This window comes from Micromonospora sp. DT31 (genome assembly GCF_049841795.1).
In the GTDB taxonomy this organism is placed as follows: Bacteria; Actinomycetota; Actinomycetes; order Mycobacteriales; family Micromonosporaceae; genus Micromonospora.
Window position 1 is genome coordinate 56950 of record NZ_JBNCKZ010000019.1, and the last position, 20248, is coordinate 77197.

18 protein-coding genes are annotated in these 20248 nt (G+C 74.2%); 8 read left to right on the plus strand and 10 right to left on the minus strand.

The features are described from left to right. Window positions 1-183: 183 nt before the first annotated feature. Window positions 184-852, plus strand: coding sequence for a DUF4142 domain-containing protein (locus ACLQ2X_RS24145; RefSeq protein ID WP_425683381.1), 669 nt, complete (start codon window positions 184-186; stop codon window positions 850-852). A gap of 64 nt (window positions 853-916) precedes the next feature. On the opposite strand, the gene ACLQ2X_RS24150 is transcribed toward ACLQ2X_RS24145, so the two are convergent. The 5 genes from ACLQ2X_RS24150 to ACLQ2X_RS24170 all read right to left on the minus strand — a co-directional run bounded on the left by ACLQ2X_RS24150 (window position 917) and on the right by ACLQ2X_RS24170 (window position 6393). Next, window positions 917-1204 carry an Lrp/AsnC family transcriptional regulator gene (locus ACLQ2X_RS24150; RefSeq protein WP_425683382.1) on the minus strand — a complete coding sequence of 96 codons (288 nt, stop codon included), beginning with the start codon at window positions 1202-1204 and terminating at the stop codon, window positions 917-919. A 52-nt stretch (window positions 1205-1256) separates the two neighbouring features. Then, window positions 1257-2132, minus strand: a complete 876-nt coding sequence (locus tag ACLQ2X_RS24155; RefSeq protein ID WP_425683383.1) for a nucleotidyltransferase family protein — start codon at window positions 2130-2132, stop codon at window positions 1257-1259. Next, window positions 2129-2668, minus strand: a complete 540-nt coding sequence (locus ACLQ2X_RS24160) for an NUDIX hydrolase (RefSeq protein ID WP_425683384.1) — start codon at window positions 2666-2668, stop codon at window positions 2129-2131. The genes ACLQ2X_RS24155 and ACLQ2X_RS24160 overlap by 4 nt, the downstream gene beginning before the upstream one ends. A 49-nt stretch (window positions 2669-2717) precedes the next feature. Then, complete coding sequence (locus ACLQ2X_RS24165; protein WP_425683405.1) at window positions 2718-4505, minus strand: RelA/SpoT family protein; 1788 nt, start codon at window positions 4503-4505, stop codon at window positions 2718-2720. Between the two features lie 130 nt (window positions 4506-4635). Then, entirely contained in the window at window positions 4636-6393 is a 1758-nt protein-coding gene (locus ACLQ2X_RS24170) for a DEDD exonuclease domain-containing protein (RefSeq protein WP_425683385.1), read from the minus strand. Between the two features lie 127 nt (window positions 6394-6520). Between ACLQ2X_RS24170 and ACLQ2X_RS24175 the strand changes: the two genes are divergently transcribed. The 4 genes from ACLQ2X_RS24175 (at window position 6521) to ACLQ2X_RS24190 (ending at window position 10932) form a co-directional block, all read left to right on the plus strand. Beyond that, complete coding sequence (locus tag ACLQ2X_RS24175; RefSeq protein ID WP_425683386.1) at window positions 6521-8047, plus strand: NYN domain-containing protein; 1527 nt, start codon at window positions 6521-6523, stop codon at window positions 8045-8047. A 163-nt stretch (window positions 8048-8210) separates the two neighbouring features. Continuing rightward, window positions 8211-8423, plus strand: coding sequence for a hypothetical protein (locus tag ACLQ2X_RS24180; RefSeq protein ID WP_425683406.1), 213 nt, complete (start codon window positions 8211-8213; stop codon window positions 8421-8423). Between the two features lie 128 nt (window positions 8424-8551). After that, entirely contained in the window at window positions 8552-9811 is a 1260-nt protein-coding gene (locus tag ACLQ2X_RS24185; protein ID WP_425683387.1) for a M48 family metallopeptidase, read from the plus strand. Further along, on the plus strand, window positions 9808-10932 hold the full coding sequence (locus tag ACLQ2X_RS24190; RefSeq protein ID WP_425683388.1) for a glycosyltransferase family 4 protein: 1125 nt from the start codon (window positions 9808-9810) through the stop codon (window positions 10930-10932). The genes ACLQ2X_RS24185 and ACLQ2X_RS24190 overlap by 4 nt, the downstream gene beginning before the upstream one ends. Window positions 10933-10968: 36 nt before the next feature. Here ACLQ2X_RS24190 and ACLQ2X_RS24195 read toward each other — a convergent pair whose 3' ends face one another. The 5 genes from ACLQ2X_RS24195 to ACLQ2X_RS24215 form a co-directional block, all read right to left on the minus strand. Then, window positions 10969-12645, minus strand: a complete 1677-nt coding sequence (locus ACLQ2X_RS24195; protein ID WP_425683407.1) for a putative bifunctional diguanylate cyclase/phosphodiesterase — start codon at window positions 12643-12645, stop codon at window positions 10969-10971. An 85-nt stretch (window positions 12646-12730) separates the two neighbouring features. Further along, window positions 12731-13543 carry an SAM-dependent methyltransferase gene (locus ACLQ2X_RS24200; RefSeq protein ID WP_425683389.1) on the minus strand — a complete coding sequence of 271 codons (813 nt, stop codon included), beginning with the start codon at window positions 13541-13543 and terminating at the stop codon, window positions 12731-12733. Between the two features lie 210 nt (window positions 13544-13753). After that, a complete protein-coding gene (locus ACLQ2X_RS24205; protein ID WP_007072219.1) occupies window positions 13754-14422 on the minus strand; it encodes a response regulator transcription factor in 669 nt (222 codons plus the stop codon). 7 nt (window positions 14423-14429) lie between these two features. Further along, the gene (locus tag ACLQ2X_RS24210; RefSeq protein WP_425683408.1) at window positions 14430-16067 is read right to left on the minus strand and encodes a GAF domain-containing sensor histidine kinase; all 1638 of its coding nucleotides are present in this window, start codon (window positions 16065-16067) and stop codon (window positions 14430-14432) included. 71 nt (window positions 16068-16138) lie between these two features. Then, on the minus strand, window positions 16139-17941 hold the full coding sequence (locus ACLQ2X_RS24215) for an AMP-dependent synthetase/ligase (protein WP_425683390.1): 1803 nt from the start codon (window positions 17939-17941) through the stop codon (window positions 16139-16141). Window positions 17942-18109: 168 nt separating this feature from the next. On the opposite strand from ACLQ2X_RS24215, the gene ACLQ2X_RS24220 reads away from it, so the two are divergent. The 3 genes from ACLQ2X_RS24220 (at window position 18110) to ACLQ2X_RS24230 (ending at window position 20248) form a co-directional block, all read left to right on the plus strand. Continuing rightward, entirely contained in the window at window positions 18110-18565 is a 456-nt protein-coding gene (locus tag ACLQ2X_RS24220) for an SRPBCC family protein (RefSeq protein WP_425683391.1), read from the plus strand. A gap of 41 nt (window positions 18566-18606) precedes the next feature. Further along, the gene (locus ACLQ2X_RS24225) at window positions 18607-19227 is read left to right on the plus strand and encodes a hypothetical protein (RefSeq protein WP_425683392.1); all 621 of its coding nucleotides are present in this window, start codon (window positions 18607-18609) and stop codon (window positions 19225-19227) included. 73 nt (window positions 19228-19300) lie between these two features. After that, window positions 19301-20248 (plus strand): ROK family glucokinase, encoded by a 948-nt coding sequence (locus tag ACLQ2X_RS24230; RefSeq protein WP_425683393.1) that lies wholly within the window; start codon window positions 19301-19303, stop codon window positions 20246-20248.

The following is a 20248-nucleotide window of genomic DNA, read 5'->3' on the forward strand; positions in this document are numbered from 1 at the left end:
CCGCCCCCCCGCGCCCCCCCGCCCCCCCCCCCCCCCCCCCCGCCCCCCCCCCCGGCCGGGGCGGGCGGCCCCCCCCCACCCCCGCACTCCCCGTCACCCCCGACACGGACGGGTGGAATCGCAGGAATAACCCCCGGTCAGCCGGGTAACCGTGCGGTCCGACGTCTCATGGGGGAGGAACGTATGTGGGGAATCAAACGCCTGGGCCTGCTGGCCGCGCTGGTGGTCGTGGGGCTGGCGCCCGCCGCCGCGGCGCAGGCCGCGGCGCAGCCGTCGACGCAGGACACGCAGTACCTGCAGGCGGTGCACCAGGTCAACCTGTTCGAGATCACCTCGGGCAACCTGGCCCAGCAGAAGGGCAAGAACCAGCAGGTCAAGGACCTGGGCAAGATGTTCGTGACGGACCACACCCAACTGGACCAGACGGTGCAGTCGACCGCGCAGCAGCTCAACGTGCAGTTGCCGGCCGATCCGACCGCCGACCAGCAGAAGGTCCTCGACAAGCTGAACAACCTCAGCGGGGCCGAGTTCGACAAGGCGTGGGTGACCGCGCAGTTGGCCGGCCACGTCCAGGCCATCCAGGCCACCCAGACCGAGATCTCGCAGGGCTCGGAGCAGTCGGTGGTGCAGATCGCCCAGGACGCGTTGCCGGTCCTGCAGGCGCACTACGACGCGCTGGTGGCCCTGGCCCAGACGCTCGGGGTCCCGGTGCCGCAGACCAGCGCCAGCGGCACGCCCAGTCCGGGCGGCACCACGTCCCCCGGTGGCACCGAGTCGCCTGCTCCGGGCGGCACCGAGACCGAGGAGCCCGCTCCGGGCACCACGGAAACCCCGGTGCCGAGCCAGAGCTGACGTAACGCACGGCCGACGGTGGCCGGTCCGCCCGGGAGGGTGGGCCGGCCACCGTCGTGCGACGTCAGTCGGCGCTGGCCAACCCGATCGCGAACGCCTCCTCCAGGTCGTGCTGGGAGTAGGCGCGGAACGCGATGTGCGACTCGGTGCCGAGCACACCCGGGACCTTGGAGATGCTGCCGGCGATGACCTGCGCGATCTGCTCGAACTCCCGGACCCGGACCATGGCGATCAGGTCGACATGCCCGGCCACCGAGTAGACCTCGCTGACGCCGGGCAGGTTGGCCAGGGTCTCGGCGACCTCCGGGATGGAGTCGGTGGCGCAGTCGATCAGCACGATCGCGGTGATCACGGGACGTTTCTCCGTTCGTCGGCGACGAGGCCCATGCTAGAGCCCGAAGCGGTCAACGCGCCGCCGGGACGGTCAGGTCGGCGCCGGCCCGGATCACCCCGGACAGTCGTTCACCGGCCCCGACACTCGCCCCCGGCCACACCACGCACCCGTCGACGGTGCCGTCCACCCGCGCCCCCGCGCCGACCACCGAACGGGTCGCCCGGCCGGTGACGGTCGCGGACCGGTCCACCAACCCGTCCGGTCCGGCGGCGTGCAGGTTCGCGGCCAGGTAGTCGCCGGGGGTGCCGGTGTCGTAGAAGGTGCCCCGGTACGGCACCACGGTCAGCGCGCCGGCCGCCTCCGCCGGCCGCCACACCGTCCGGACCAGGTCGCCGAAGGTGGCCGGCAGGTCGCGGACCAGCCGCCACGGCAGCAGCGAGAAACCGACGAAGTGATGGCCGTGGAACGTGCCGGGCGCGGTCGGGTCGTCGGCCGGCTGGCCGAGCAGGCGTACGCTCCGCCCGTCCCAACCGTCCAGCAGCGCCGCCACGTCCACCCCGGGCGGGGCGTACGGGTCGGCCAGGTACGCGTCGGCGTTGCCCACCAGCACGCCCCGCCCGGCGATCCAGTCGCGCAGTCGTCCCACGCCCCCGGCGGTGCCCAGCGGGGAACCCGGCTCGACCGACAGGTGCGCCCGGTCGCCCACCCGCGCCACCACCTGCTCACCCAGGTAGCAGGCGTTGACCGCGACCCGGTCCGGACCGCTCAGGCCCAGCCGGGCCAACCGGGCCAGGGCCCGGTCCAGCAGTGCGACGTTGCCGACCGGGCAGAGCGCCTTGGGCACCCGCGCGGTGAGCGGACGCAGCCGGGTGCCCTCGCCGGCGGCCAACACCACCGCACACACCTCGACCCCCGCGGCGGGGCCGGTCGGGGTCGGTGCGTTCACGCGGCCGGTGGCACGGCCGGCGGGACCTCGCCGGCACGCGGGCCGATGCCGTAGTAGCCGAGCAGGTTGGCGGTGGCGCGGCTGAGCCGGGGCAGGTCGTCGAGCGGGTGGAAGGCGGCCTCGAAGACCTCCGCGCCGTCCACCCTCAACTCGGTGGTCGACGCCGGCACCGCCACCTCGAAGACCACGTCCACCCAGCCCTTGGCGTGCACCACCGCGTTCGGCGTGGCCGGCCGGAGCCGGTCGGGGGACAGCCGGATGCCGGACTCCTCGTACAGTTCGCGGGCCGCGCCGACCACCGGGGCCTCGCCGCGTTGCAGCAGCCCGGCGGGGAGCGTCCAGCTGTAGCCGGGGGGTTGGCGCAGCAGCAGGAGCCGGCCCGCGCCGCCGGCCTCGGCATCCCGGACCAGCGTGACCGCGCCCACGACGTACTTCGGTACGACCAGCCGGACCAGCCGGCGCCGCAGCGGGACCGGAAGCCGGTAGAAGATCTGGTAGCCGAGGGCCCGTCCGGTGGCACGCGCGCGGGGGATCATGCCGTCCAGGCTAGTGGCCGGGCGGCGGGTGCGGGCGAAGCACCTTCACCTACCGCCTGTGGTCGACCAGATCGATCAGTTGCTGCACCACCGTGTCGGGCTCGACCGCGCGGTCGAAGACCGCCACCAGCAGCGTCTCCAGGTCGGGGTAGCCCAGTTCCTCCGACAGCCGCAGCAGCGGCAGGTCACTGGCCAGACCCCGGTTGTGCTTACGCAACGCCAGGCCGACGGAGGCGCGGCCCAGCCGGACCTTGTCGGCGATCGTGATGCCCGGCTCGGTGTGGTCGGCGAACCAGCGGTTGATCTGCATCTGGGCGTGCGGGGACTTGACGAAGGTCAGCCACTCGCGGCGCGGACCGCGCGGTGCCACGTCGGCCTCCAGCGCGCCTTCCGCGTCGCCCTCGGTGAAGATCTCCACCACGTCGCCGTCCTCCAGTTCCGAGGAGAGCGGGGCGAGCCGGCCGTTGATCCGGGCCGCCAGGCAGTGGTCGCCGCGCTCGGCGCCCAACTCGTACGCCAGGTCGACCGGGGTGGCGCCGGCCGGCAGCACCACCTGCCGCCCGTCGGCGACGACCTGGATCTGCGCCTCGGCCAGGTCGCTGCGCAGCGACGCCATGAACTGGGTCGGGTCGACCGTGTCCTGCTCCCAGTCGAGCACCCGGCGCAGCCAGGCCAGCTCGTCCGCCCGGTCGGCGGCCCGGCCCGCGGCGCGGGGGAAACGGTAGTGGGCGGCCACGCCGTACTCGGCGGCGCGGTGCATCCCGGTGGTGCGGATCAGCACCTCGACAGTGCGGTCCTGCGGGCCGCAGACGCTCGTGTGCAGGGACCGGTAGAGGTTGTTTTTGGGGGAGGCGATGAAGTCCTTGAACCGGCCCGGCACCGGCCGCCAGAGCCCGTGCACGGCGCCCAGTGCGGCGTAACAGTCGGTCGCCGGGCCGTCCACCACGATCGTGATGCGGGGCAGGTCGTACGGGGCGGCGTGGTCGCCGGCGACGGTGTCCTTCCAGATCGAGTAGAGGTGCCGGGGTCGGGGTGAGACCTCGGCGTCCACCCGGTCGCGGCGCAACGCGACCCGGGTGCGGGCCACCACGTCGGCCAGGTAGGAGTCCCAGCCCGGCCGGTCGTGCACGAACCGGGCGATCCGGGCATGCTCCTCGGGTCGCAGGTGCAGCAGCACCACGTCGTCCAGTTCGCGCTTGAGCGTCTGGATGCCCAGCCGGTCGCAGAGCGGGACCAGGACCTCCTGGGTCTTGCGGGCGATCCGTTCCCGGGACGCCGCGGAGCGGACCCCGAGGGTACGCATGTTGTGCAGCCGGTCGGCCAGCTTGATCACCAGCACCCGGACGTCCTTGCCGGCCGCCACGATCATCTTGCGCACGGTCTCCGCCTCGGCGGTCTTGCCGTAGAACTCCTTGTCGAACTTGGTCACCCCGTCGACCAGGTGAGCCACCTCGGGGCCGAAGTCCTCCTGGAGCGCCTGGAGCGTGTAGCGGGTGTCCTCCACCGTGTCGTGCAGCAGCGCGGCGACCAGGGTGGTGGTGTCCATGCCCAGGTCGGCGCAGATCTGCGCCACCGCCAGCGGGTGGGTGATGTAGGGCTCGCCGCTCTTGCGGAACTGCCCGCGGTGCATGTTCTCGGCGATCGTGTACGCCCGGCGCAGCACCGAGGCGTCGGCGCTGGCGTGGATGCCGCGGTGGGTCCGAACCAGGGCGGTGACCGGGTCGCCGTCGGCGGCCGGCCAGGTGAGCAGCGAGCGCAGCCGGCGGGTGAGCGGCAGTTCGCCCTGGGTCGGAAGCGCGCCCCCCAGGGCGGCGCCGTGTCCGGCGTCGACGTCCACCTGGGACACCTCCTCACCCCGGCCCTCGGCCACCGGGAAGCCGGCCACCGGGAGCAGGCCCCACGAATCGGGCAGGTCTGCACTCCTTTAACAGACTAAGCGTGTCGACGTGGTCCGATCGGGCAGTTGGTCATGGGCGTTCGGGTGAGAGTTGGTGGGATCCGCCGTTCTCCGCCTTCGTCAACAGGTCACGGAAGCGCCCCGCACCAGCCACCGGGGAGGCCCAACCGGCGGTCGACTCGACCAGCCGGGTCTCCGGCCGCTCCAACCAGGACAGGATGCGCTCGGTCTCCTCGGCGGTCGCGGCCGGCACCGGGCCGTGCCCGGGCAGCACCGTCTCGGCGGTGGCCCGGATCGCGGCGATCGTCGGTCGGGGGTGGACACCGGGCGGGGACACCCCGGCCCCGGCCAGCCGGCCGTGCCGGACCAGGGCCAGCTCCCAGCCACCCCGGGCCGCCGGCCGGGCGGCGGCCAGCTCGGCGATGCCGGTCAGCGCGGCCAGCCGCTGCATGCGTACCGCCGCGCGCAGCACCGCGACCAGCCGGCCGCGGACCACCGCCGCCTCCTCGTAGCGCCGGGCGGCGGAGAGCGCCTCGATCCGGGCCAGCAGGGCGTCGACCACCACGCCGGGGTCGTCGTGGGTGGCGGTGCGAAACGGCGTCGCGGCGCGGTCGGCGTACTCCTCCGGGCTGATCCGGTGCTCGCACGGCGCCGGGCAGCGACCCAGTTCGGCCAGCGCGCACGCCGGGATGGTGGTGCGCCGGGACAGCCGGTGGGTGCATTGACGCAGCGGCACCGCGTCGTGGAACCCGGCGGCGGCCAGTTCGGCGGCCTGCCGTGACCGGAACGGCCCGAGGTAGGCCGTGTCGGTCGGGGCCAGGGCGCGCACGATCGACAACCGGGGGTACGCCTCGTCGGTGAGCTTCAGCCAGACCTGGCGCTCGGGGTACTTCGACCGCCGGTTGTACGGCGGGGCGTGCGCCGCGATCAGCCGCAGCTCGCGGACCTCCGCCTCCAGCGAGTGGGCGCACTCGACCGCCTCGACGCGTTCGGCGGCGGCCAGCATCTCGGAGATCCTGGCCCGCTTCTCCGCCGCGGTGAAGTAGCTGCGCACCCGGGTGGCGATGTCGCCGGAGGTGCCGACATAGAGCGGCCGGTCGTCGGCGGACCGGAAGATGTAGACCCCCGGCACCTTCGGCAGCCCGTCGGCGAGGTGCCGCTTGCGGCGCTGGGTGGGGGTCACCGCGCGGGCGAACTCGATCGCCTCGCCGACCGTGTCGACCCGGTGCCCGCCGAGGCGGCCGATCAGCCCGTGGAGCACGTCGACGGTGGCCTTGGCGTCGTCGAGCGCCCGGTGGGTGGGCTGGGTGGCGGTGCGGAAGTAGGCGGCGAGCGTGCCCAGCTTGCGGTTGGGCACCTCGTCGCGGGTGAGCACCCGGCGGGCCAGCGCGGCGGTGTCCAGCACCCGGGGGTTCGGCCAGTGGTAGCCGTGCCTCGCGCAGGCGGCCTTCAGGAAACCCACGTCGTAGGGGGCGTTGTGGGCGACCAGCACGGCGTCGGTGATGAACTCCAGGAAACTCGGCAGCACCTGCTCGATCGGCGGGGCGGGCAGCAGCATGGCCTGGGTGATCCCGGTGAGCACGGTGATGAACGGCGGGATCGGCACGCCCGGGTTGACGAGCGTGGCGAGCACACCCAGCTCCTCGCCGCCGCGCACCTTCACCGCGCCGATCTCGGTGATCCCGCCGCCGTCCGGCGCGCCGCCTGTGGTCTCCAGGTCGACCACCACGAAGGTGGTCGCGTAGAGCGGCAGCGCCGGGTCGACCCCGGCCCCCACCGCCTGGTCCAGGCCGGTCAGCGACTGCTGGACGTATTCCGCTCGCGTCACCTGCCGGACGGTAGCCGCACCGTCCGACACTCGCGTCACTGCCGTCCCGGCGGGTGCCACGGGGGTAGGATGAGAGATCGGCTCACTCACCGGGCGGTGAGCCCGTTCGGGGTGGGAGACTTGCCTCATGCCCCTCAGCGAGCCGCACCACGACCGCCCCTCCCCGGAGGAGCCGACGGTCGGTGCGCCCGGGGCTGGTGAGGCTCTCGCGGAGCCCGGGGTGGCTGTTCCTGACGCCGACGAGCCTGTCGCGGACGAAGCCGGTGTGCCCGGTTCGGGAGCGGACCGGCCCGATGCGGACCGGCCCGATGCGGACCGGCCCGACGCGGACCGGCCGCCGGTCGTCGAACCCGAGCCGGTCCTTCCCGAGCCGGTCCGGCAGCGCATCGTCACGCTGACCGCCGCGGTGCTGCCCGGCCTGCCCGCCGACGAGGTGCCGGTGCCGCTGCGGCGGGTCGCCAAGTTCGCCCCCAACCGACGCGCCCGACTCGGCGCGTCGGTGATCGCCGCCCAGCTCGCCGCCGACCCGCTGTTCCGGCAGCGGGTCACCACCCGGGTCCTGGCCGACGCCGGTGACCTCGGCGCGGCGGTGGTGGAGGGCACCGCGCCGGCCGCGGCCGACCCGGTCGAGGTGGCCGCGCTCGCCTACCTGTCCCGGCCCCGTGGCTGGCGGGAGCTGATCGAGGCCAGCGGCGAGGCGGTACGCGCCGAGGTCGACAGCGCCGTGGTGGCCGAACTGGTGCGCGAGGCCGAGCAGCGGGCCGGCCGCGCCGAGCACGACCGGGCGGTGGCCCGGGTCGAGGCCGAGAAGCTGCGCGACGAGCTGGCCCGGGTCCGGGAGGAGCTGGGGCAGCTCCGCGAGGAGGCGCGCCAGTTGACCCGTACCCTGCGGGAGACCCAGGCCCGGGAGCGCAAGGCCACCGAGATGCTGGCCACCGAGCGGGGCCGGGCGGCCCGCGCGGCGGCCGACGCGGACGCCGAACTGCGCCGCGCGCGGGCCCGGCTCGCCGAGGCCGAGGCCGCCGCCGGGGTGGCCCGGGCCAGCGCCAAGGAGGCCCGTTCGGTCGACGATGCGCGGCTGTGGCTGCTGCTGGAGACCATCGGGCAGGCGGCCGTGGGACTGCGGCGGGAGCTGGCGCTCGACCCGGTGGACAAGCTGCCCGCCGATTTCGTCGCCGACGCGTTCGCCGACCAGCCGGGCAGCGCGCCGGCCGCCGCGGCGACGCGGGCCCGCGACACCGACGACCCGGTCCGCCTCGACCAGCTCCTCGCCCTGCCCCGGGCGCACCTGGTGGTGGACGGCTACAACGTGACCAAGCGCGGCTTCGGCGAGATGTCGCTGGAGCAGCAGCGCAAGCGGCTGATCACCGGGCTGGGCGGGATCGCCGCGCAGACCGGCGACGAGGTCACCGTCGTCTTCGACGGCGCCGAGCGGATCCACGGCCTGCCCCCGGCGCCGCGCGGTGTGCGGGTGTTGTTCTCCCGCAAGGGGGAGACCGCCGACGAGCTGATCCGCCGGCTGGTCCGCGCCGAGCCCGCCGGGCGGCCGGTGGTGGTGGTGTCCTCCGACCGTGAGGTCGCCGACGGGGTACGCCGCCACGGCGCGTACCCGCTGGGCGCGGACTCCCTGCTGCGGCGCCTGGCCCGGTCCTGACCGCGTTGATCGCGCCACTTCGACGTACTGGTGACTGGTTGATCGTTTTCCTGGTGGGTGCTGCCTCGTTGTCCGGATCTGTCGTACCCGTCGCCTAACCTCCTGGTGACCGACGGTGGTGGCTCCTTCCCCGACCGCCACCGGCGAACGTCAGGAGGCGTTGATGCTCATCGACTGCGACACCTGCGGCATCCGCGGTGCCGGCTGCTCCGGCTGCCTGGTGACGGCACTGTTCGACCCGGACTCCCAAGTGGCCGACCTCGGTCCGGCCGAGCACCGGGCGGTCGAGGTGTTCGCCCGGGCCGGCTTCGACGTGGAGGTGCTGCCCCCGACGCCGGTGCCCGTTCGCCGTTCCCCGCGCCGCCGGGTCGCCTGACGTAGCCCGCCCCGCCCGCCGCCGGCACGGACAGCCGGCGTGCCCGGTGCCGGGCGGGCAATAGGATGAGCGGTCACGGCAGGAGGGGGCGGCATGACGCGGACGGATCGCGACGGCGGGACGGGACGGTGACACCGCGCGGCTGGGCCCTGCTGACCCTGGCCGGTCTGGTGGCCGCGCTGGTGGTGGCGGTGGCGCTGCTGGTCCCGTGGAGCCGCCCGCCGGCCCCGCGCGCCGACCAGCTCGCGGCGCTGCGGGCGCTGCCGGTCGAGCAGGTCGCCCGCGGTCGGGCGTTCCACGGGGCGTTGCGGCCGGCGGCCTGGTCCGCGCTCGCGGTCGGGCTGCTGGTGGCGGTCCTGCTCGGGTTGACCCCGCTCGGCGGGCGCCTGGTCGAACTGGTCGGCCGCCCCTTCGGCGGGCACTGGATCGCCCAGGCCGTGCTCGGCGGGTTGGCCGTCGTGTTCCTGGCCGACCTGCTCACCCTGCCGTTCGCGGCGTGGCGGCGCACCGTGCTGGTGCGCTACGGGCTGAGCACCCAGAGCTGGGGCGGCTGGGCGGTGGACCTGCTCAAGTCGTACGCGGTCAGCGCGGTCCTCGGCGCGCTGGTGCTGCTCGGCTTCTACACCGTGGTCCGCCTCGCCCCGCGCTGGTGGTGGGCGTTCGGCGCGGCCGGCGCGGCGGCGCTGGTGGTGGTGCTGTCGTTCGTGCTGCCGGTGCTCGTCGAGCCGGTGTTCAACCGGTTCACCCCGATGGAGCCGGGCCCGCTGCGCACCGAGCTGACCGCGATGGCCGCCCGGGACGGCGTACCGGTGCGCGACGTGCTGGTCGCCGACGCGTCGCGCCGGACGCGGGCGGTGAACGCCTATGTCTCCGGCCTCGGGCCGACCCGCCGGGTGGTGGTCTACGACACCCTGCTGCGGGAGGCGGAACCCGGGGAGGTGACAAGCGTGGTCGCGCACGAGCTGGGGCACGCCAAGGACCGCGATGTGTGGACCGGCACGCTGCTCGGTGCGCTCGGCGCGGCCGCCGCCGTGGTGGCCCTCTACCTGATCGGCTCGTGGGCTCCGCTGCTGCGGCTGGCCGGCGTCGACTCGATCGCCCAGCCGCGGGCGTTTCCGCTGCTGATCGCGCTGGTCACGGTGGCCGGTCTGCTCGCCACCCCGGCGCAGGCACTGGTGTCGCGGCGGATCGAGGTGCGGGCCGACGCGCACGCGCTGGCGCTCACCGGCGACCCGGCGACCTTCGAGGCGATGCAGCGCCGGCTGGCCGCGGTGAACCTGGCCGACCCCGACCCGCCGCGCTGGGAGTTCCTCTGGTCGGCGACCCATCCGTCCACGGTGGAGCGGATCGCCGCCGCCCGCGCCTACGTCAGGGAGCACGGCCGATGAGCCGCACCTTGCTGATCACCAACGACTTCCCGCCCCGCCCCGGGGGGATCCAGTCCTTCGTGCACAACCTCGCGGTACGCCAGCCGCCCGGCTCGGTGGTGGTCTACGCGTCGAGTTGGCGGGGGGCGGCGAAGTTCGACGCGGACCAGCCGTTCGAGGTGGTGCGCGAGCGCACCCGGGTGCTGCTGCCCACCCCGTTGATCGCCCGGCGGGCGACGCGGCTGGCCCGCGCCTACGACTGCGACACGGTGTGGTTCGGCGCGGCGGCCCCGCTGGGGCTGCTCGCGTCGGGGCTGCGGCGACGGGCCGGGATCCGGCGGGCGGTGGCGCTGACCCACGGCCACGAGGTCGGCTGGGCGGCGTTGCCCGGCGCCCGGTCGGCGCTGCGGCGCATCGGTCGGGGCGTCGACGTGACCACCTACCTGGGTGAGTACACCCGGGTACGGCTGGCCCGCACGTTGGACGGGCTCACCGAGCTGCGCCGGCTGGCCCCCGGGGTGGACGTGGACACCTACCACCCGGCCGTCGACGGCCAACGGGTCCGGGCCCGGCTTGGGCTGGCCGACCGGCCGGTGGTGGTGTGCGTGTCCCGGCTGGTGCCGCGCAAGGGGCAGGACATGCTGATCCGCGCGTTGCCGCAGATCCGCCGCCGGGTGCCGGACGCGGCGCTGCTGGTGGTCGGCGGCGGCCCCTACCGGGCGACGCTGGAGAAGCTGGCCCGGCAGAGCGGGGTGGAACGCGACGTCGTCTTCACCGGTTCGGTGCCGTCGGCCGAGCTGCCCGCCCACTACGCGGCCGGCGACGTCTACGCCATGCCCTGCCGCACCCGCAACCGCGGGCTGGACGTGGAGGGCCTCGGGATCGTCTACCTGGAGGCCAGCGCGACCGGGCTGCCGGTGGTGGCCGGGGACTCCGGCGGCGCGCCGGACGCGGTCCGCGAGGGGGAGACCGGGTACGTCGTCCGGGGCCGGGACGTGGCCCAGCTCGCCGACCGGGTGGCCACGCTGCTCGCCGACCGGGACCTGGCCCGGCAGCTCGGGGCCGCCGGACGGGCCTGGGTGGAGCGGGAGTGGCGCTGGGAGACCCAGGCCGAGCGGATGGCCGCCCTGCTCGCCGGCTGAGCGCCGCGGCGACGGCGTCGAGCTAGACCGAATGCGTCAGGCGGCGGCCCGGCCCCACCTCCAGGTGCCCGGCGGCGGTCCCGGGCGGCCGAAGTGCCAGCCCTGCCCGGCGTCGCAGCCGATCGCGCGCAGCCGGTCCGCCTGGTGGGCCGTCTCCACCCCCTCGGCGGTGACGGTCAGGCCGAGCGCGTGGGCCAGCGACACGAGCGAGGCGAGGATCCGCTCGTCGGTGTGGCCGCCCGGGTCGCCGGCCGAGGCGCGCAGGCCGGTGACGAACTCGCCGGCCACCTTCAGCTCGTTCACCGGCAGGTCCCGCAGGTACGCCAGGTTGCAGTAGCCGGTGCCGAAGTCGTCGATGGCGACCCGGACGCCGAGTTCGCTGAGCACCCGCAGGGCCCGTACCGGCTCGACCACGGTGCTCATCATGGTGCTCTCGGTGATCTCCAGTTGCAGCCGTCGCGGGGTCAGGCCGGTGCGGGCGAGCACGCCGCGCACCTCGGCCACCAGGTCGGCCCGGTGCAGTTGGCGTACGGCCAGGTTGACGCTGACGAACGGGGCCTCGCCGTCCACCGCCGGCCAGGTGCCCGCCTCCCGGCACGCCTCGGCCAGCACCCAGCTGCCCAGCCGGACGATCAGCCCGGTCTCCTCGGCCAGCGGGATGAAGCTGTCCGGCCGGAGCACCCCCAGGTCGGGGTGGCGCCAGCGGACCAGCGCCTCCATACCGAGGACCCGGCCGTCGCGCAGCGAGGTCAGCGGCTGGTAGTCGAGGTAGAACTCGCCCCGGTCCAGCGCGGCGGGGATCGCCGCGGACAGCGCGTACCGGGCCAGGTCCCGACGGTTGCGGTCGGCGTCGAACAACGCCCAGCGGGCCCCACCGGCGGCCTTGGCCCAGTGCAGCGTGCTGTCCGCCGCGCGCATCAGTTCCATCGGGGAGGTGCCGGTCACCGGCCGCTCCACGATGCCGATGCTCGCCGACACGGTCAGTTCGTGCCCGTCGGCCAACGCCGGTTCGCGGACCGCGGCCAGCGCAGCCTCGGCGACCGTGACCGCGTCGTCGGTGCCGGTGGTGCGCTCGATCAGGATCACGAACTCGTCGCCGCCCAGCCGGGCCACCAGGTGCTCGCCGAGCGCCTCGCGCAGTCGCTGCGCCACCGCCACCAGCAGCGAGTCGCCGACCTGGTGGCCGAGGGAGTCGTTGACGACCTTGAACCGGTCCAGGTCGAGGAAGCACACCCCGACCCGGTCGGCGTTCCCGCCCGGCGCGCCGATCGCGTCGGTCAGGCGCTCGGTGAACAGCGTGCGGTTGGGCAGGCCGGTGAGCGGGTCGTGGGTGGCCTGGTGGCGGAACCGGGCCTCGCTGTCGCGCAGGGCCCGTTCGGCCTGCGCCCGGGCGGTCATGACGGCCCGCCGGATGGACTCCTGCTCGTCCAGCGTCCGGTCGCGCAGCGCCCGGGCGTACCCGGTGGCGACGGTGGCGAGCAGCCGGGCCATCCGGTCCTCGACGTCGTCGACGGCCAGGTCGAGGTCGCGGACCAGGCGCAGCTTGATGACCTCGATGGTGCGGCCCAGCCCTTCGGCGGAGGCGATGTGTGCCCGCACCAGTTCCGTGCCGACCTGCTGGCCGATCCGCAGGTCGAACGGCTCGGCGCACAGCGCCTGCGCGAGCCGGTCGGTGAGCCGTTGCAGCATCTCCTCCAGCTGGGACTGGGTCATCGGCAGATAGCTGGTCCCGGCCACCGCCTTGGCCCACGCCCGGGCGAACACCCCGGGCCGGCAGGCGGCCGACGCGGTCAGGCCGTCATCCACCGAGCCGCCCGACCCCACCCATGAAGACCGCCCGCTCGGCGTTCTCCGCGTGTCCGGGGCTGTCGGGTCGCCACTGCGGCACCCACACCACCCCCGGGTCGACCAGGTCGAAGCCGTCGAACAGCGCGGTCAGCTCGGCCGGGTCGCGGACCCACAACTGGTTGTCGGTGCGCCGGTAGACCCGTTCGGCCTCGGCCCGTTCGCCGGCGTCGGCGTGGCTGTCCTCGCAGGCCTGGGAGAGCACCAGGTGGCTGCCGGGGGCCAGTGCCGCACGCAGCGTCCGCAGGATCTCCGCCGGGTGGTCGGAGTCGGGGATGAAGTGCAGCACCGCCACGATCATCACCGCCACCGGTTGGGTGAAGTCGAGCAGTCGGGTGACGTCCGGATGGCCCAGGATCTTCGCCGGGGCGCGCAGGTCCTCCCGGATCACCGCGGCCTGTTCGTTGCCGGCCAGGATCTCCTGGCTGTGCGCCACGGCCACCGGGTCCACGTCGACGTAGACCACCCGCGCGCGCGGGTCGATCCGCTGGACGATCTCGTGCACGTTGCCGACGGTCGGAATGCCGGAGCCGATGTCCAGGAACTGGCGGATGCCGAGCCCGGCCAGGTGGTGCACCGCGCGGCGGAGGAAGGCGCGGTTGGCCTGGGCCATCAGCGGGGCCTCCGGCACGGCCTCCACCATCGCCCGGGCGGCGGCCCGGTCGGCCGCGAAGTTGTGCGAGCCGCCGAGGTAGTAGTCGTACATCCGGGCGACGCTGGGCCGCTCGATGTCGATCGTCTCCGGTGCCCAGTCCGGCCGCTGCATGTCCTGCCCCTCGGGTGGTCGGCGCCGCACGGGCGCCACCGCCCGCGCGGATCACCCGGGTATTCTGCCCGTCCGGCGTCGCGGTGCAAAGACCACCGTCGCTGTGCGCCCGGCCGCTCACGGTACGCGGTCGGGCCGTGCCCGGAATGCCGCAGAGGCCCGCGTCCGACGTGCGGACCGGGCCTCTGCCGGGCGACGAGCGTGCAGCGGTCAGAACTTCGGCGCGTCAGGTGCCTCCAGCAGGCCGAGCCGCAGCGCGGTCATCAGCGCCTGGGCCCGGTTGGCCGCGCCCAGCTTCTCGTAGAGCTTGGAGATGTGCGTCTTGGCGGTGGACTCGCTGACGAACAGCTGCTTGGCGATGCCGGCGACGCTCATGCCGTCGGCGAGCAGCCGCAGCACCTGACCCTCGCGGGGGGAGAGCTGCGGGCCGGACGGCGCCAGCCGGCGCTTCATCGCCTCGGCCAGGTCGGCGGCGGTGAACGCGCTGGGGGAGGAGGCGGCGTGCCGGGCGGCGGCCACCACCTCGTCGGCCGGGGCGGTCTTCGGCACGAACGCGCTCGCGCCCGCCTCCAGGGCGCCGAAGAGCTGGTCGTCGCCGGCGTACATGGTCAGCACGACGATGCCCATCGACGCGCTGGACTTGCGCAGCGCGCGGGTGGCCTCCAGGCCGCTGCCGTCGGGCAGGCGCAGATCCATGATCACGACGTCGGGCTGAAGCGCGCCGGCCTGACGCACGCCCTCCGCAGCGGTGGCGGCCTCGCCCACGACCTCGAACTGGCGGTCGCGCTCGAAGGCGTGGCGCAGGCCCTTGCGGATGAGGTCGTGGTCGTCGACAAGGAGAACCTTGGTACGGGTGGCCGGTGTCGGGCTGGTGGTCATCCTCGGGTTACTCCCCTTCTGCTGCTGCGGCGCTGCCGCGCACCCTATCGCGCCGTGGCGACGAGCCGAGCACCACCGCCACAGTCGTCCCACTGGGTTGCCGTGGCCTGATCTCCAACCGGCCCCGGATACGTTCCGCCCTCTCCGCCATGATCGCAAGGCCATAGTGCCCCTCGGGGCGCTGGTCACCGATGCCGTGACCGTCATCCGACACTTCGATTCGGGCGTACGGGGGATCAACTTCGCACGTTACCCAGAGGTTCGACGCGCCAGCGTGCTTGCGGGCGTTGGTGACCGCCTCCTGCGCGACGCGCAGCAACTCGGCCTCGGTGGCGGCAGGCAGCCGCGCGGTGGACTCGTCCAGGGACAGGTGGACCCGCAGTCCGCCGGAGGCGCCGACGGTGCGGGCGTACTCGGCGATGGCCGCGGCCAGCCCGCCGTGCCGGTCCACCTCGCTGCGCAGCTCGAACAGGCTCAGTCGCAGCTCGGTGATCACCCGGGTGACCTCGTGGCGCAGCGTGCGCAGCGAGTCGGCGGTCTCCTCGGCGTCGTCGTGCACCGTGGCCAGCGCGTTGTCGATGCCGTACCCGACCATGACCAGTTCCTGGGCCACCCCGTCGTGGATCTCCCGGGCCAGCCGCTGCCGCTCCTCGTTCGTCGCCAGCGACCGCACCTCGTCGAAGAGCAGCGCGGCCTCCAGCCGCAGCGCGGCCGGGCCGGTCAGCGCCGTCACCCGGGACACCACCGGGGGCGGGTACGCGGCGGCGCTGTCCGCCTCGATCACCACCAGGCCCACCGTGCGTACGCCGGCCACCAGCGGGACGATGAGCGCGGACACGTCCCCGGAGCGCCGGGACCGGGCCTGCGATCGGGCCGAGACGGTCGGCTGCTGGCTGGCCCACGCGTCGGCGATCGCCGAGTCGGCGTCGAGCGTGGTCTCCCAGTCCACCCGGTCCGCGCCGATCTGCGCGAGCACCACCAACCGGCCGCCGCCGCTGGCGGAGAGCACCGCGCCCCGGTCGGTGCTGGCCACCGCCCGCAGCTCCTCCAGCAGGTGCTCGGAGATGCCGCCCGGGTCGAGCGTGGCCCCGGGCAGCTGCCGGGCGACGGTACGGAGCTGGGTGAGTAGGCGGGTCGCCTCCGCGTACGGCTGGGGTTTGCTCTCGCTGCGCACGCGCATCACCCGCTGGAGCGTGCCCGCGGTGTACAGGCCGAGCGCGGCCAGGATCAACCACTGGGCGCAGACCGCGAGGTAGCCGACCTGACCGAGTTGCGACTCCCCGCCGACCCGGGTGAACGCGGCGCTGGCCAGCAGGGTCGCCGCCGCCACCGCCAGCAGCGCGGCGCCCTCGCGGAAGCGGCGGCGCAGCGCGGTGACGGTGACCGGCACGGCGAGGTACGGCAGCACCGCCGAGGCGCCCAGCCCGCCGGTCACGCCGGTGAGGTGGGTGTCCGCGGCGACCTGGCTGGCGGCCAGCCCGAGCACCACCACCTCGGCGAACCGGCTGATCGGGGCGAGCCGCCCGTGCTGCGGGGCGAACACGGCGGGCAGCCCCGCGACGCCGAGCAGGGCGATCCACCACAGCTGGGCGGCGTCGCGGGTGGCGAACAGGGTCAGGGCGGCGACCAGCGGGAGGAGCACCACGCGGGCCGCGACCGCGAGGGTCTGCGTCTGCGGCTGGTCGGACGGGGAGGCGGGCACCTGACGGATCGTAGTCAGCGCTGGTAGATGTCGGCGATCTCGGCGGCGTACGTCTTGTGCACGATCTGCCGCTTGACCTTCAGCGACGGGGTCAGCTCGCCTGTCGTCTCGGTGAAGTCCTGCGGCAGGATCCGGAACACCTTGATCGCCTCGGCCTTGGAGACCGCCTGGTTGGCCTGGTCGATCGCGGACTGCACCTCGGCGCGCAGCGCCGCGTCCTCGCGCAGCTCGGCCACCGACGTGGTCTCGGGCAGGCCGCGCCCGGCCAGCCACTTGGGCAGGGCCTCCTCGTCGATGGTGACCAGCGCGGCGATGAACGGCTGCCGGTCGCCGACCACCACGCACTGGCTGATCAGCGGGTGCGCCCGGACCTGGTCCTCCAGCACCGCCGGGGCGACGTTCTTGCCGCCGGCGGTCACGATGATCTCCTTCTTCCGGCCGGTGATGCTCAGGTAGCCGTCCTCGTCGAGCCGCCCGAGGTCACCGGTGCGGAACCAGCCGTCGTCGGTGAGCGCCTCGGCGGTGGCCGCCTCGTTGTGCCAGTAGCCCGGGAAGACGATGTCGCCGGAGATCAGGATCTCGCCGTCCTCGTCGATCCGGATGGTGACGCCGGGCAGGGGCCGGCCGACGGTGCCCATCCGGGTGCCGGTGGGCAGGTTGGCGGCGGCGGCCGGCGAGGTCTCGGTGAGGCCGTACCCCTCGCAGATGGTCACCCCGACGCCGCGGAAGAAGTGGCCGAGTCGCGCGCCCAGCGGGGCGCCGCCGGAGATGGCGTCGCGGCACCGCCCGCCCATCGCCGCGCGCAGCTTGCGGTAGACCAGCTTGTCGAAGAGGGCGTGCTGCGCGCGCAGCGCCAGGCCGGGGCCGCTCGGGGTCTCCAGTGCCTCGCTCCAGGCGATGGCGACCCGCTCCGCCCGGTCGAAGATCTTGCCCTTGCCCTCGGACTCGGCCTTCTGCCGCGCGCCGTTGTAGACCTTCTCGAAGACCCGGGGTACGGAGAGCACGAACGTGGGCTTGACGTCCTGCAGCTCGGCGATGAGGTCCTTGGTGTCCGCGCAGTGCGCCATGGTGGCCCGGGCCTGCACCACGCCGACCTGGATGAGCCGGGCGAAGGCGTGCGCGAGCGGCAGGAACAGCAGCGTCGACGCGCCCGCGCGGAACAGGTTGGGCAGCACCGGCACCGCGTTGGCGATGTCGGAGTAGATGTTGCGGTGGGTCAGGATGCAGCCCTTGGGTCGGCCCGTGGTGCCGCTGGTGTAGATGATCGTGGCGAGGTCGTCGGCCTTGAGCGCCGCGCGGCGCGTCTCGATCTCCGTCGGGTCCACCGACGCGCCGGCGGCGACCAGGTCGTCCACCGCGCCCAGTTCGATCTGCCAGACCTCGCGCAGCTCGGGAAGCCGGTCCCGGACGCCGGCGACCAGGGTGGCGTGTGCGGTGCTCTCCACCACTACGGCCACCGCGCCGGAGTCGCCGAGGATCCAGGCGGCCTGTTCGGCGCTGGAGGTCTCGTAGATCGGGACGGTGACCGCGCCGGCCGCCCAGATGGCGTAGTCGACCAGGGTCCACTCGTAGCGGGTGCGGCTCATCAGGGCGACCCGGTCGCCGGGGGAGACGCCGGCCGCGACCAGGCCCCGGGCGACCGCCACCACCTCGTCGCGGAACTGCCGACAGGTCACCTCGTCGCGGGTGCCGGGGGCGGCGCCCGGTCGGAGGAACTGCACGGCGTCCGGGGCGACCTCGGCGTTGTCCCAGACCGGGTCGGTCAGGTTGGCCGCGTCGCCGACGGTGACGATCGGCGGAACGGAGAACTCGCGCACCTGCACTCCCTCGTGCTCGCACCGGCGGGGCCGGCCTGGTCGACTGCGTCGAAACCTACCCGCCCACCCCGGGGGGTCGACCAGCGAGGTTGCCCACCCCCGCCTGGTGGGACGGCAGGTGGCGGGTGGAGCGAGGCCGTCCGGGCGGCGGCCGGGTAGCCTCCCCCCATGGCGGACTCCTCCACCCAGTCGATCATCATCGACGCGTCACCGGACCAGGTGGCGGCTGTCATCTGTGACTTTCCCCGTTACCCCGAGTGGGCCGAGGCGGTGCGCCGCGCCGAGGTGGTCGAGGAGTACGAGGACGGCTACGCCAGTCAGGTGCGGTTCACGCTCGACGCGGGCGTGCTTGCCGACGAGTACGTGCTGGTCTACGAGTATGCCGAGGACATCTCCCGGATCGAGTGGCACCTGCTCGACCCGTCGAAGATGCAGCGGTCCCAGCGTGGCTCGTACGACCTGGTGGGCAACCCGGACGGGACGACCACCGTGACGTACACGCTGGAGGTGGAGCTGTCCGTGGCGATGCTCGGCATGTTCCGCCGCAAAGCCGAGAAAATGATCATGGATGCGGCGTTGAAGCAGCTCAAGCGCAGGGTAGAAGCACCCGGTGCGGCAGACTGACCCGACCGTCGTCCCGGACGTCACGCTGGAGGAGCCGACCCATGGGCACCACTGATCCGGGTTCGGCCCGGGAAGAGGCCGAGCGCCTCGTCGCCACGCTGCTGGCCACCGCGAAGCTGGCCGCCGCCCCGGGATCCGGCCCCTGGGGTCCGCTCGGTGGGATCCTCTCCGGTGTCCTCGGTCACACCCCGCCCGGGTCCGGCCACCGGACGCCCGCCCCGTCCCCCGAGGCCCGGTTCGCCACCGGTTCCGCGGAATGCTGCGTCTGTCCCGTCTGTCGTGGCATCGCCGCGGTGCGCGACCCGAGCCCCGAGTTCGCCGAGCGGCTCGCCACCGGCGCCGGGGACCTGGCCGACGGCGTGGCCAGCCTGCTGCGCGCGTTCACCCCCGCCGAGCCGGCCACCCCGGCCGGCGGCACCGACACCGCCCCGGAAGGGTCGGGCGACCGCGTGTGGCGCGAGGCCACCCGTACCGGGCATGATTCTCAGCCGGCATCCGAACCGGACGTGTGGTCCGCCGCCACCCGGGGGGAGGGCACGGCCGGGCCGGGGCCCGCGTCCGACGCGCCGACGGTGAGCGGGCCGCCGACCGGCGCTCCGGTGGTGCCTGCCTCGCGGGCCGCCGGCGAGGCAGGCGCGGACGCACCAGGCGACGAGGCCTGACCACCGGACATCCCGGCACCGCACGGCCGGTTCGGCCGGTGCCGGGGCAGCACAGCAGAGGGGAGTGGCAGCGGTGACGCTGACCATCGGAGTCGACGTCGGTGGCACGAAGGTGGCCGGCGGTGTCGTGGACGACGCCGGCACAGTACTCGTGCAGACGCGACGGGACACCCCCGCCGAGGACGTGGCGAAGACCCGCGACGTCATCATCGAGGTGGTCACCGAACTGTCCGCCGGGCACACCGTCGAGGCCGTCGGCGTCGGCGCCGCCGGGTGGATCGACGCCTCCCGGTCCACCGTGCTGTTCGCCCCGAACCTGGCGTGGCGCGACGAGCCGCTGCGCTCCTACGTCAGCGACGCCATCGGCCTGCCGGTCATCGTGGAGAACGACGGGAACGTGGCCGCCTGGGCGGAGTTCCGCTACGGCGCGGGCCGAGACGCGGACGACTCGATGGTCATGTTCACCATCGGCACCGGCGTGGGCGGCGGCATCGTGCTCGGCGGCGACCTGGTCCGCGGCGCCAACGGCATCGCCGCCGAGTTGGGGCACATGCTCACCGTGCCGGACGGCCACCAGTGCGGTTGCGGCCGGTTGGGCTGCATCGAGCAGTACGCCAGCGGCAGCGCCCTGGTCCGCTTCGCTCGTGCCGCGGCCCGGCAGGAGCCGCACCGGGCCTCCGCGCTGCTGGAACTGGCCGACGGCGACGCCGAGACGATCACCGGTCCGATGGTGACGGCCGCGGCCAAGAGCGGCGACCCGGTCTCCACCGAGGCGTTCGCCCAGGTCGGCCGCTGGCTCGGCACCAGCCTCGCCGACATGGCGCAGATCCTCGACCCGCAGGTGCTGGTGGTGGGCGGCGGCGTGATCGACGCCGGTGACCTGCTGCTCGGCCCGACCCGGCGGTCGTTCGCCGACGCGTTGGCCCAGCGCAGTCGCCTGCCCGTGGCTGAGGTGCGCCCGGCCGAACTGGGCAACACCGCGGGCGTGATCGGCGCCGCCGACCTGGCCCGGAGGATCTGA